General features: G+C 34.0%; 9 protein-coding genes and 1 pseudogene. 3 read left to right on the top strand and 7 right to left on the bottom strand.

Annotated features, from left to right (window positions below; all coding sequences use genetic code 11):
• Positions 1-19: 19 nt before the first annotated feature.
• The 7 genes from OA93_RS21710 to OA93_RS21680 form a co-directional block, all read right to left on the bottom strand.
• Entirely contained in the window at positions 20-433 is a 414-nt protein-coding gene (locus tag OA93_RS21710) for a DUF2141 domain-containing protein (RefSeq protein ID WP_052259563.1), read from the bottom strand.
• 43 nt (positions 434-476) lie between these two features.
• Positions 477-1385: a DUF6268 family outer membrane beta-barrel protein gene (locus OA93_RS21705; RefSeq protein ID WP_240474781.1), complete on the bottom strand. Its 909-nt coding sequence runs from the start codon at positions 1383-1385 to the stop codon at positions 477-479.
• 116 nt (positions 1386-1501) lie between these two features.
• Entirely contained in the window at positions 1502-2395 is an 894-nt protein-coding gene (locus tag OA93_RS21700) for an AraC family transcriptional regulator (RefSeq protein ID WP_039116196.1), read from the bottom strand.
• A 192-nt stretch (positions 2396-2587) separates the two neighbouring features.
• Complete coding sequence (locus OA93_RS21695; protein WP_039116194.1) at positions 2588-3850, bottom strand: MFS transporter; 1263 nt, start codon at positions 3848-3850, stop codon at positions 2588-2590.
• Between the two features lie 156 nt (positions 3851-4006).
• Positions 4007-5374 carry an MATE family efflux transporter gene (locus OA93_RS21690; RefSeq protein ID WP_039116193.1) on the bottom strand — a complete coding sequence of 456 codons (1368 nt, stop codon included), beginning with the start codon at positions 5372-5374 and terminating at the stop codon, positions 4007-4009.
• A 127-nt stretch (positions 5375-5501) separates the two neighbouring features.
• The gene (locus tag OA93_RS21685; RefSeq protein WP_039116192.1) at positions 5502-6374 is read right to left on the bottom strand and encodes a helix-turn-helix domain-containing protein; all 873 of its coding nucleotides are present in this window, start codon (positions 6372-6374) and stop codon (positions 5502-5504) included.
• A gap of 179 nt (positions 6375-6553) precedes the next feature.
• Positions 6554-7096, bottom strand: coding sequence for a cysteine hydrolase family protein (locus OA93_RS21680; protein WP_039116191.1), 543 nt, complete (start codon positions 7094-7096; stop codon positions 6554-6556).
• Positions 7097-7502: 406 nt separating this feature from the next.
• Between OA93_RS21680 and OA93_RS21675 the strand changes: the two genes are divergently transcribed.
• The 3 genes and pseudogenes from OA93_RS21675 to OA93_RS21665 all read left to right on the top strand — a co-directional run.
• Positions 7503-9023 carry a catalase gene (locus tag OA93_RS21675; RefSeq protein ID WP_039116189.1) on the top strand — a complete coding sequence of 507 codons (1521 nt, stop codon included), beginning with the start codon at positions 7503-7505 and terminating at the stop codon, positions 9021-9023.
• 143 nt (positions 9024-9166) lie between these two features.
• On the top strand, positions 9167-9691 hold the full coding sequence (locus OA93_RS21670) for an ankyrin repeat domain-containing protein (protein ID WP_039116188.1): 525 nt from the start codon (positions 9167-9169) through the stop codon (positions 9689-9691).
• Between the two features lie 903 nt (positions 9692-10594).
• Positions 10595-14112: pseudogene (locus tag OA93_RS21665) on the top strand (hypothetical protein); the annotation flags it as partial.

Raw genomic sequence — 14112 nt, 5'->3', positions numbered from 1 at the left:
TATCATAATTTAAGTTTTCTTAATTGAGGTCAATTGTAATTGTAGAATCATTATTTAAAACATAAATTGAGCAATCACCAAATGTTGGTGCTCCACCATCAGGCTTAAAATTAGTACTGTTTCCTACGGGCTCTTTAGGAATTCCCAACCAGTTGCTATTAAGATTACCGTTATTATCTAAATCTTGAAAAACGGTAATAGCATAAGTTCCTCTTGGTAAATCGATTTGAAATTTTATAGTTCCCTGATTTGCCTTTTGAACCTTGGTAAAGTAAGCGGTTTTAAGAAAGTTTTCTTTTTTGTTGTAAACATTCAATACGACACTGCCTTTTCCTTTTTGAACATTGGTCACATCAACATTCATTTTTAATTGTTGCGCATTAGTAAAATACGACACTCCTAATAGTAGAATACTAAGAATTAATTTCATCATTTTTCCTTCTTTTTATTTATTGTTATTGATTTTTATTCTGCAATTATTTTCCAAAACGATAGGTTAGCATCATCTTTACATAAGGCATTTCTTTTGCTTTATAGTTGCTAATGGTATCATTATTAGAATTATATAAAGTGTATTTGTTTGCAAATCCGAGACCTCCTTGCAGTTGAAGCCAAAAACCATCAAAAAGACGTTGATTAATTTGTAAGCCTCCGTGAATAGCCGAGAACTGAGCATAATCAATCTCCAGGTTCTCATCATTCTTGTAATTTTGTAAGTTGTGAAGCGTCCAGTCTATTGATCCCGCTACACCAATTTGTGTGTTATTGCCGAGATTTCGAAAAATATTAACTCTTGGCCAGTATAGCTGTGCAAACCACTTACCGTTGTTACTTTTATAATCGACAGATACTGCAGGTGTTATCAGAAATTTTCCAAAAGCATACATGATATGAGGACCAATCCCGATTTCGAGATTTGATTTTTCTCCGAATTTTCTTGAGACTCCAAAAATGCCATCATATACCATATCATTCATCGAAAAGGAACTTTTAAAATCGGAAGCAATAGTTGGTATTAAAACTCCAAAAACTGCCCATCGTTTTCCAAAAGGATGCCGCACTACAATGGTTGGTTTTATCTCTTGTATTTTTGTGATGTAATTCGGACTAACTTCAATTTTCTTATCGAATGTAAAGTCTAAAACGCGGTAGTTGACTGTTCCAAGAATACGAGTTTTTCCAATTTTAAAAGATGGTATTGGCAACCAAAAATCGTACGTATTATATTTGAATTTATTCCCATAATACGGATCTGCCGAAGATAAATTCTTAAAGCTGCTTTTTCCATTAATAGTAACGCCAATCCCTGCGCCATCAGTTATTAATTGAGCATAAAATTTATTAGGAAGGCAAATAAACAAGGTTAATAAAACCAATGATAGCACTTTTTTCAAAATAACATTTATTAAATTTAAACACACGAGCCGCATTAGCCCTCTAAGATTTTCTTAAGACAAAGGTGTGGTTAAAACAATAATTGTTGCTAGGATTTAGCTTGCCTTTATTCGGACAAATCGTGCCTAAGTGAACTTCGATACTGTGAAGGAGTTGTACCAGTTATTTTTTTGAAAAGTCGTCCAAAATATGAAGGGTCTTCATAATTCAATTCAAAAGCAATTTCGGAGATATCTTTAGTCAAATCTTGTAAAAGAATTTGGCTTTGCAGGATACTAACGTTGTTAATCCATTCTTTTGGGGCTATTCCGGTGGTTTGCTTAATACATCTATTGAGATAATTTACAGAAATTTTTAATTTATCTGCATAAAAGGATACCGATTTATCCTGGCTATGGAATTTATAAACCAACTCTTTAAAGGAAAAAGTGATTTCATTGCCTCGATGTACGGTTTTATTAAGTTCTTTATTTGAAGAAATTATTTTTTGAAAGGCTGCTTGCATAAGCGAATAACAAATTTCAATATTGGAATTTTCATTTCGAAATTCCTGACCTAATAAGCAAAATAATGAATTAAGCCATATACTAGTTTCTTTGGGTAGTTTAATAACCGAATTAGTGGCAAAAATTTGTATCAACTCTTGTTTAGACAAAATATGATTGAGGACACTTTCTTCAAATAAAATAAAATGACCCGTAATTACCAAATCAATTTCTTTCATTGCTGTAATATGGCCTTGTTTTATAAACAAAACATCATTTTCTGTTAATGATATTACCTCATTATCTACTTGCTGTTTTGCATTACCCTTAGTAACATGGACCATAAAATTATAATCAGGTCTAAAAAGGGGAGTTGGAATTTGAATATACTCTGTTGTTGTATTCAGATCATATATCTGTAAAGGAGTTTTTAAAAAATCAAACTCTAAAGAAGCATCAGACATAAATTGTCTTGGAAATTCCTCTGATGAAATAATTTTGATAGTCTTCTCCATGCTACAAACTTAATTATTTTTTTATTGGAATGATATGATTTATTTGTTTGAAGGTTGAGTAGGGGAGCTCATGTTGTGAGCCTTACGAGATAATTTATAAGTCATTTCCTTTAAGATTTGAAGAAATGAGTGAATTTATTTAAACAAGAAATAAATTAATTAAATATTCACACCATAATTAAGGTGCGTATTTTATATGCCTTCTTGAGATATTTTTGGAAGTGTGTTTTTTAGCCTCACTAATTGATTCACTCTCCAAATCAAAAATATGGTGCAAAGCGTTATTGCGGCAAATACATATCCTAGTATATCATAGTTTTCCAGCGGTGATTGTTTAGTATCCTGATGTACAATAAACCCTGCACAGACAGCAGCAATCCCTCCGGCAATTTGTTGCAATGAAGAAGTTACAGACATATAGGCACCGCGATCTTTTATTTCTGGAATGGCTGTATTTAGAGTTGAGGCTGGTATCATTCGGCTCATTATTGCCATATACAATACTATAGTTATTGCTACGATTTCCCACAATGCTATGGGATTTAAATTGGTGTAGATTATGACCATAATTATCGAGAGAAGAGATGCTATTGTAAATAGCTTGAATTTATTAAACTTATCACTTAATTTTCCAATCACCGGCATTATTATAAGTATTGAAAGTCCTATAAGGAAAAATATCATAGGTAACTGGAGTTGACTAATATGTAAATTATTAACCATAAAAGCGGTTCCAAAGGGTTGGAGCATAAAAGCGCCAATAGACAAAAGAGCAATGGCTGTAAAACCTATCCTATATTCTTTATTGTTTAATGTGCTCCAAAGATGGAGAAAAGGATTCTTACTGGATTGGAATTCTAGATGTTTGTTTATAGACTGCATTTGAGTCACTATTGCAATAAGGATTAAAATACCTATACCTGCAATCATAATAAAGGCCGAATGCCATCCCCAATTATTGGCAAAATAAACTCCTACCGGTATTCCTAAAATCAGGCTTGCAGCAAATGCCATTTGAATATAGGCCATAACACGTCCTCTTTGATTAATCAAAAATAAATCAGCTACTATGGCAAGGGAAATGGACCCAATTACACCGCCAAAGAGCCCTGTAACAATCCTCGCTATAAGGAGCATTATGTAACTGGAAGAGATAGCACAGAAAATAGTACCAATAATAAATCCGGTATAGAAGAAAATTAAAATCTTTTTTCTATCAAATTTATCTGCAAATCCTGCAGCCAGTAATCCTGATATTCCTGCGCTAAAAGCATAAGCTGAAACTACAAAGCCAAAACTAGATGTAGTCATATCAAGGTTTTTAATCAGCATATCCCCGAGAGGAGAAATAACAATAAAATCTAATGTGACCGTAAATTGTAAGAGGAATAATATAACAATTATAAATTTTTGGTAAGGAGTAAAAGATGTACTCTCAACTATTGATTTTTTCATTTATAGATGTGTATAAAATGATGTTTTTTTCTCTTTATTTTTTAAAGATATGGAGGTTCTATTAAAATAGGATATTTCATTGCATCTAAAATCATTTTATCTGATTGATATATAACCATAAATTATCTTTTTATACTGGCTATTTAGAGATTAATATTAGCTTATAGATTTTTTTTCCAAGACCTTATTCATTACATATCGGAACCTTAAATACAGTAAGACAGACGATGTTAACAAACCAAGAGTCAGACCATACCAGATTCCATTTACACCTAAATTGAAGTGCATACCTAAGACATAGGCTGCAGGCAGACCAATAATCCAATAAGCAACAAAGGTTATAAAAGTGGGAATGTTTACATCTCCCATTCCTCTTAGTGTTCCTAGTCCAACTACCTGTGTACCATCAAAGAGCTGGAATATTGCAGCAATTATCAATAATTGTGCAGCCAGCGCTACAACATTTACGTCGTTTGTTATTAAGTAAGGTAAATATTGATTAAAGATTGTAAAAATTACAGCAAAGAACATCATGAAAATGATAACTAAATGATAGGATGCATAAGCAAACTTTTGAAGTCTTTTGTAATTTTTATTTCCGAAACTATTTCCGACTTTAATAGTTGCAGCCGATGCAATTCCTCCTGCCATCATGTAGGTCATTGCGGCAAGGGTTATTGCTGTTTGATGGGCTGCCTGTTCTACTGCGCCTATATGACCCGCCATTAGAGCGGCAACTGCAAATACTCCAATTTCGAACACATACTGCATGGCAACAGGTAATCCTATTTTTACCACTTTTGCAATTTTTGAAAAATCAATAAACTTAGCGGAGAAATGGTGCAGGTAAACTCTAAAATTTTCTGATCGAAGTACATACCACATCATAACCAGCATCATTAAAATCCTATCGATCAATGTTGCAATTCCAACTCCTTTAACTCCCATTGGCTCGATCCCAAACATTCCCTTTACCAGAATTACTGCGATAATTACGTTGAGCACATTTCCCCATATCGTTATGGACATTGCTTGTTTTGTAAAGCCCAGTCCTTCTGCAAACTGTTTGAAAGTTTGAAATATCATTAAGGGTATAATAGATAAACTTAAAATAAGTAAATAAGGTTTTGCTGTTTCTACCACCTGAGGATCCTGATCTGCATGCTGCATGGCAAACATAGAACCATAGTACACTACTAAGAAAAGAAAAATTGAAGACGCGACATTAAGCCATAAACTGTTTGACAGAAGTTCGGCACATTCCTTAAAATTTGATTTTCCATTTTCTTGTGCAATCAAAGGTGTTAAGCCGTAGGCAACCCCTAATCCTATGACCAAAACTACCATGAAAACAGAATGAACCAGCGAGACTGCTGCCAATGATATTGTTCCTGCGTAATGCCCAATAATAACTGTATCGAGAGTCTGCACCAAGGTATGCCCCAGCTGAGAAATTACAACAGGTCCTGCAAGTGTTATTGTACTTTGGTAATATATCTTATTGGATTTGTATTTTTTGATCATATTGAAAAATTAATTGCCTCGAGGCAGATTTAAATGTATTGAAATTACCATGCTGTAAACTTTCATTTAAAGTATAGTAATTCTTTTGTTGTAAATTTATCTTATTCTGTAATACCCTTATAAAATGTTATGAAAATATACCATTTTGGTAATCTGAGAGGAACTGACTGCTGGTTATCCCTGTCTGTGTTTTAAAAAATCGCATCATGTGTCCAGGTTCAGAAAAATGAAGATCATAAGCAATCTCAGCAATAGTCTTTCCGGAATGTATCAGGTCATTTTTTATCTCAAAAAGCAGTCTTTGTTTTATAAGCTCTGTCGCGGTTACATTAAACTGCTTTTTCACACAAGTGTTAATTGTAATCCTGCTCACATTTAATAAATCGGCATAGTAGTCAATTCGCTGTTTCTGCCTAATATGTATTTCCAATAACTGTTTAAATTGGTATGCAAAGTTATTTTCTGCCCTATCAATTGAAAGATTATTTGCATTAGCATATATTCTGTTAAACTTCAAAAGTAGGTAATAAGTAAGAGATCGTATAATATGAATACTATCTGTTTTGCTATTAACAAGTTCGTATTTAATTTCCATAAGCTGACCAAGTGCTTTTTGAAGTTCTTCCTTTTCAATACTAATATTTAAAGGATAATTCAATTGATAGAAATACAAAAGGCGGTACGTAAAGAATTTGTCTGAGAAAAAATCATTAAGAAAATTTTCCTGAAAAACCAGAACTGTATAATCCAATCCCTCTTTCTCTAAAGTCCATTGCCTTTTTTGAAAGGGAGAAATAAAAACAATTGTATTGTCCCTTATATCGATCTTCTGCTGATTTAAAATCAGAGATCCTTTGGCAGTCTTAAAAAGCAATATTTCAAAAAAATCAGTATTGTAAGTATCGCGCTCTAGATATCTTTCGCTCAGCATATCGCCGTGCAATACATTTAGAAGCACTTCAACACCACATTCTGTTTTATGAAATTTGACCGTTTTCATTTTTTTAATTAGTTAATGTATTGGAGTCTGTTCCTTATTACTTTCTTTAAGAGGTGCTCAAATATTATAATTAAAGCAAATTTACAACTTCATTTACAAATTACTTCCAACGAAAAAAAATAAGCTGTAATAAATTACAGCTCATTTTATAAAAGGGATCCCTTAATTTGCTCTTTATTTTACGACAGCAAATAATCTTCTGTTGTTGTAATTTTTGCGTAAAAGAATTCCAGTGCCGCCAAAAATGCATTATGAACATCTGCAGCCTTAACTTCCTGACCATTTATTTGAAGATTCAATGTAGCACAGGCATCTCCAATTACAGTACATTCAAATCCAAAGTCAACAGCAGCTCTTGTTCCTGCGTCAATACACATATGAGTCATCATTCCTGCGATTATCAAATGTGTTATTTCCTTTGACTGAAGATATTCTAATAAATCAGTCCCTCTAAAACTATTAGGAAACTGTTTTGTAATTACTTTTTCTCCTGCTAACGGTTTTACATTTTCATGAATATCCACTCCTTTTGTGCCAGCAACAAAAATGGGAGCACCTTCTCCGGATATATGCTGAACATGAATAATAGTCTCATTTTCTTTTCTAAAATGTTCCAATAGTTTCTTAGCGTTTTCACTTGCGGCAATAGGATTTACAAGTTCTAATGCTCCGTTTTCAAAATATTCTTTCTGTATATCAATTAATAATAATGCCTTATTCATTTTATTTTTATTTTAAAATTTATATCTGACAAAATTAAAACTTAGACTAGCGATACCAGATACCAAAGCACTGCCAATACATACCATTTTGATAAGCACTGTTTTTTTTGTCTATGTTAATGGAAAAATTAGTAACTCGGATCACGCTCTTTCGGTAAAGTTTGAGCAGTAGTTTAGAAAACGTTGTTTAACACATTATGTAAACATCTAAAAAAGTACTGAAAGTAGCGTAAATGAAGATAGAGCTCCTAAACTTTTGTGACAAAAAAAGCAGCGATTTTACAGGTTATATCATATAATCAATATGCATCCAAGGTGTTAGGTTTTGCCTATGTCAACATTGTTTTTATCAGTTTGAATTTATAAATGTGCTCATATACATTTGTCCTCTAAAACAAAATGCTATATGAAAAAAAGATCAATTCTGTATGCTTTGGTTATGTCATCAATATCAATAATGGCACAACAAAAGCAGATTACAACTAATACAGGTACTCCTGTTGGTGATAATCAAAATTCAAAAACAATCGGTCAGAACGGACAGGTTTTATTAGAGGATATTCATTTAATCGAAAAACTGGCTTCTTTTGATAGAGAACGCATACCCGAAAGAGTAGTTCATGCAAGAGGTACTGGAGCTTATGGCGAATTTATAGCATCGGGAGATTTCTCAGGCTATACAAGAGCTTCATTATTTGAAAAAGGGAAGAAGACTCCTGTTTTTGTACGTTTTTCTACTGTTGTACACGGTACAGGTTCGCCGGAGACTTTGAGAGATCCAAGAGGATTTGCTACTAAATTTTACACAGATCAAGGGAATTATGATTTGGTAGGTAATAATTTGCCTGTATTTTTTATTCGTGATGCGATTAAATTTCCTGACATGGTGCATGCTTTCAAGCCATCACCCGTGACTAACAAGCAGGATGCAAGCAGAGTTTTTGATTTTTTTAGTAACATTCCCGAAGGAACACATATGCTTACACGTGTTTACTCTGATTACGGAATACCTGCTAATTACAGACAAATGGATGGTTCTGGAGTACATGCTTTTAAATGGGTTAATGATGGGGGCGAAGTAACCTACGTAAAATATACATGGAAATCTCTACAAGGAGTAAAAAATCTAACAGCTGCAGAAGCTACCGAAATGCAAGGTAAAGACTTTCAGCACGCTACAGTAGATTTATATGAAAACATAAAGATGGAGAAGTATCCGTCATGGGAACTTTATGTACAATTATTAAAACCTAGGGACTTTGATAAATTGGATATCAACCCGTTAGATCCTACTAAAGTGTGGCCTGAAAGTATGATTCCCTTACAGTTGGTTGGGAAAATGACTTTAAACAGAGTTCCGGATAATTTCTTTCAGGAAGTAGAACAGTCGGCATTCTCACCAGGAACATTAGTACCCGGAATAGAACCATCGGAAGATAAGTTATTACAAGGACGTTTGTTTTCTTATTTTGACACACAACGATACAGGATAGGAGCAAATTTTCAGCAATTACCTATAAATGCCTCTAAAGTAGCAGTAGTTACTAATAATCAGGATGGTGCTTTTTCTACAAAGAAAGGAAATGGAGATATTAACTATGAGCCTAGTGTTTCTAAAAATGGTTTTATCGATAACGAAAATTATGAGTATTCAAAATCAAGCTTTGTGAATACAACTACTGTTCAACAAAAAATTAGTAAGCCGAACGATTTTAAACAAGCGGGTGAATTTTACCGTTCTCTAAATGAAAAAGAAAAGCAAAATCTTATAAGTAATCTATCGGGTGATTTAAAAGGTGTAGCCAATAAAGATGTGGTTAAGAAAATGGTTGGTTATTTTTATATGGCTGATACTGATTATGGAAAACGTTTGGCAAAGGAACTTGGTTTATCTAGAGAGGATGTAGAAAAAATGTTTTTAAGATAAACAGTTCAGATATACATTTAGAAGTAATATCACTCTAAAAAAAAGGAGTTCAATTTTTAATTAAATGAACTCCTTTTTTCTACTCCACTCATAACTAAATCAATAGTTTTTATGGCTATACTAATTTATAATACATCAAGAAAATGAAGACAAAACACAATATGCATATTTTGCTTTTAATGCTATTTACATCTTTTATAGCTTTTGCTCAAGAAGATATTTTTACAGCTGCACGTACCAATAATGTCAAACTATTGAACAAGCAGTTAGTTGAAGATAAAGATATTAATAGTGTGGATGAAAGAGGGAGTACTGCATTAATAATAGCATGCTATAACGACAATTTTGAAGTTGCCGAATTGTTGTTAAAAAAAGGGGCGAACCCTAACATTCAGGATAAAATGGGGAATACGGCACTTATGGGAGTGTGCTTTAAACGATTGGATAAAATGGTTCAACTATTATTGAATCATAATGCAGCCATAAACCAAAGAAATTATAATGGAGCAACTGCACTAATTTTTGCAGCAACTTTTGGCGCTGATTCAATAATAAAAATTCTACTTGATAAAGGAGCTGATAAAACAATACGAGATAGGTTTAGTAAAACGGCTCTTGATTATGCAATTCTTCAGGAAAATGAAATTGCAGTGCAACTTTTAAAATAGATAAAATGTTTATTGCTTCTCTTCAAAATTTAAATAGTTTTTTATTAACATGTCATCTTAATTGTAATAAGGTTTTTTTTAATTTGATATTTACTACTAAAAAAATATTAAAAAAAAATATTCATTGTAATACAATTTAAATATATTTATATATAAATTCCTTATTTTCTTTTTGGAATATTAAAACGCCGAATCTTATTATACGCTGTTATTTTTAAACTTGTAAAACATTAAGTGTCTGTTTTATAAACGTATGAGTACCTATGTGGTATGTGTTTTTTAGGATGTTACCTAGTTTTTATAATATGTTTGCCTAACGTTTTTATGTAGTGTGAATATTGTCCCCAAATCAATCTCACATTATAAATTGCTTACTTAACCTCAAGAGCTATTGAGAAAATTTTTTAGTTTTTTACTTGTTAAAAAAAAAGTAACACAAGTACAAACCTAAATTTTATTTTCTTCTAAAAGAATTACTGAGTTATTAACACAAACTAAAAATTTAAGATATCCTTATGGGTATTGTTATTGACCAAAATCGCAAAGAAACTTGTTTTTCTTAACGTTTTTAGGCATGATGCAATATGACAATTTCAGTACCAGATAAATCTTAAATCTATAGCTAATAGCAGTAATCGCTTATTACGCATGTAATTTTTAAACAACTTATATATTATGGATCATTCTATTTTTTTGAGGCGCTTTGTGCCTTGGGCTAAATTGTTTTATAAAATATTTAAACCAATTAGTATTCGACATGGATTACAAATGCCGAATCATCAAGTAACGGCTAGTGGTAACAATAGTGCTTATAGTACTACACAGTCATTCTTGACAACACTGATCAGTTATTAACATTAAGCCCAATTTTAAATCAATTTAAAAACTTTATAACTGCGAAACATGAAAAAAATTACTTTAATTAAAAAATCCTGCTTGGCAAAGGTTTTTCACCGTAGATCGGTTTTATTGCTATTTCTACTGGTGAATTTTGCAATGCAAGCGCAAGTGACCTTGCCTACATTTACTCTCAGCGTGACGCCAACTCCAGAGACTTGCAGGAACAATGGCGCATTAGCATTTAGTACTACGGGAACAGATCCCGGTGCTACTGTTACCTATGCGATCTACAAAGCTCCAAATTTTAGCACGGCGCTTGTTACAACAACAAGCAATTCTCAGACGGGACTAAGCGGTGGTGTTTATCGTATCGTTGCCACCCAAAGTATGGTCGGACACACGAGTAACTCTCAAACTTGGGATGGCAATATAAGTGCAAATGTGAGTCCGCTAGGTTTTACTGTTACCAAAACAGATGTGACTTGCCCTAATTCAGGCGCAATTAATGTCACGATTAATGCAGGAAACCCAGCTGCTGTTAATGCGTATTCAATTACAGGCCCTATGAATGTAGGTCCTCAATCGAGCGGATCTTTTACAGGTCTTAGCGGAGGTTCTTACGTAGTGTCGGTTACAGATAATTGTGGGGAAATTGTAACTCAAACAGCTACTCTTACTGTATTTACACCTAATATAGAATTTGCTGATGGTAGTAATGGTATTAGTAGTTATAATACAGAAAGAAGTGCTTGTGGTTTTGGCGATTTTCGACAATTTATAAAAGCAGGAGCAGATAGTAACGTAATGGTTTACCCGCTTCAGTTTGACTATATTGTTCATCCACCTGGTGGAGGAGCAGACATAACAACTTCTAAAACAATTACAGGTCCTAATCGGTTTGGTAGTAGTACTGAGGACATAACTACCTCTATTCCTTTTTATACTGCACCTTTTGTATTAGATCTAAAGATCACAGATGCTTGCGGAAATGTCTTTCCTGCTACACGAAATATTAATAATCCTGCAGAAGTATTTGCTCAGATTTTACCTGCAGATTGTATGGGATCCTATATTTCTTTAGGCACTCAATATATGGTAAAAACTTTGCAATACGAGGTTTTATCGGCACCGCCGGGATACACCATTGGTGCACCATCTAACTCTAACCTTGTAGGAGGTGTTGGAAATCCAATACCAGATGGGGTTTATATGATTCGTGTAACGGATGCTTGTAATGTTTTTATTGATGAAGAGGTTACAGTATCTACTCCAACTCCGAGTGTATGGGTATTTCAGGGAATAGGTTGTGGAGCTGGAAATGGTACATTTTCGATATCACAAAATACGTCAACATATACTTTTGTAAGTGCAAGAATTTTGGCAGGACCTTCGGGTTTCTCTGGTTCTTATCCTGTTGACGTTACATCTCGTATTACTGCAGACGGATACAATGTTGTCTTTGATGATGTTGCAGGAGGAATATATAAAGTTGAAACGACAGATAATTGCGGACATATCATTCCTACCGATGTGACTGTTATAGGTTATGATCAAGGGACTGTAGTTGCATCTAAAGTTCAAAAGTGTGGTAGTTTTGATGTTAATTTGAGTGTAACAGGAGATAATCTTGTTCAAGCTAATCAAAATGTGTTTTATTGGCTACAAATAAAAGATCCTTCAAGTAATAATTGGGGACATCCTACAGCAGGAGGTTTTTCCAGCGATGTACCTAGTGCATCAAATGCTCAATCATTAATAAATGGTCAGCAGCAAGGTTCTTGGACAGCACCGGGAACTTATAGAATAGTAAAGACTTTTACAACGCTTGAATTATATCCAGGTGTTGCTAATTATGGTTATGGAAGAAATTGTTATGATGTTCTTTCTACTTTTGATTATGCTACAATGGGGTTGAAACCGAAAGATTTATATTCGTTTAAATGTGCAGATGGGGTACATTATAACGCTTCTATAACTGGTTATGACGGTGTTGAACCTTATACGTATGCGATTACTACTAAAGATGGTAACCCATTTGTAGTAAATAATGGTAGCAGTAGTCTTTTTACCGGTTTAACCGGTGGTATCTATAATTTTAGGATTACAGATGACTGTGGTAATGTGGTTAACTCTTTACTTGATATTGAAAAACTAGGTTTACCAAAATTAACAGCCGTAAATATATGTAATGGTTCTACAACAGGAAAACTTTCTGTAGATGGAGTTCCATATCTTAATTTTAGCTGGACAAAAGACAATGATCCAACTGTATTGAGTACTACTTCAACGTTATCTTTTCCAACATTTAATACAGCTACCGATACAGGTACTTATCATGTAAGACTTACTTCGTCTCCTCCTGGATCTTGTGTAGATGTAGTATTAGACTATCAAATAACCTCAAATTTAGATAACCCAAATTCTGGGGCAGATAGTTCAACAGCTGTTTGTAGATCAGTTACTACTTTAGATTTAAATACATTGCTTCCTGCTACAGCTGATCCTTATGGAACGTGGGTTGAAACAACAAACCCATCAAGCGGAAATTTAAATGGTCATCTTTGGTCACCATCAGTATCTGCAACAGGATCATTTACATTTACATATACTGTGAATGGGTTATGTTCAGGAACTTCTGTGTCAACTTATACAGTTGTTAATACAGCTGCTCCAGCTGCACCAACAGCCGATGTAACGGAACCAACTTGTACTTTAAGCACAGGTACTATTACTGTTCTTACTCCTGTAGTAGCTCCAGATATTACCTATACGCTTACGGGAACAAATCCTGTAATTCCAGCAGTTACCAATGCAACCGGTATATTCTCAGGATTAGCATCGGGTATTTATGATCTTACTGCTTCTGCAGGAACATGTATCTCTGCAGCAGCTAGTTTTACCGTGAGTGCACAACCAGTAACACCTGCAATAGCATTATTTGGTGCAGTAACACAACCAACGTGTACTGTTGCTACAGGTAGTTTTACAATTACCAATTATGATGCTACAAAGACCTATAATTTTACACCATCTGCAGGAGTTAGTATCTCTGCAGGAGGAGTTGTAACTGCACCTGCCGAAACATATACAGCAACAGTTACAGATGCAAATACAGGATGTACGTCGGCAGCTTCGGCTAGTTCAACAATAGATGTTCAGCCTGTAACGCCAGTTGTACCAACATTAGGAGCTGTAACTCAGCCTACATGTGCCACAGCAACAGGAAGTTTCACAATTACCAACTATGATGCGACTTACACATACACTTTTACACCAAATACAGGAGTAAGTGTTTCTGCATCAGGAGTTGTAACAGCACCAGAAGGTAACTATACAGTTACGGCAACATTAGGAGCTTGTATTTCACCTTCGGCTAGTACAACAGTTAATGCGCAACCTGTTACACCAGTACAACCAACATTAGGAGTTGTAACACAACCAACAACTTGTGCTTCTCCAAATGGTAGTTTTGCAATTACCAATTATGATGTAGCTTATACATATACTGTTACACCAAATACGGGAGTAACTATATCGGCTACAGGAGTTGTAACAGCACCGGCAGGAGATTATTCAGTAAC

This window comes from Flavobacterium sp. KMS (assembly GCF_000813005.1).
GTDB lineage: Bacteria > Bacteroidota > Bacteroidia > Flavobacteriales > Flavobacteriaceae > Flavobacterium.
The sequence above is the reverse complement of the archived record's forward strand: the minus strand, read 5'-3'. Positions and strand labels throughout refer to the sequence as shown.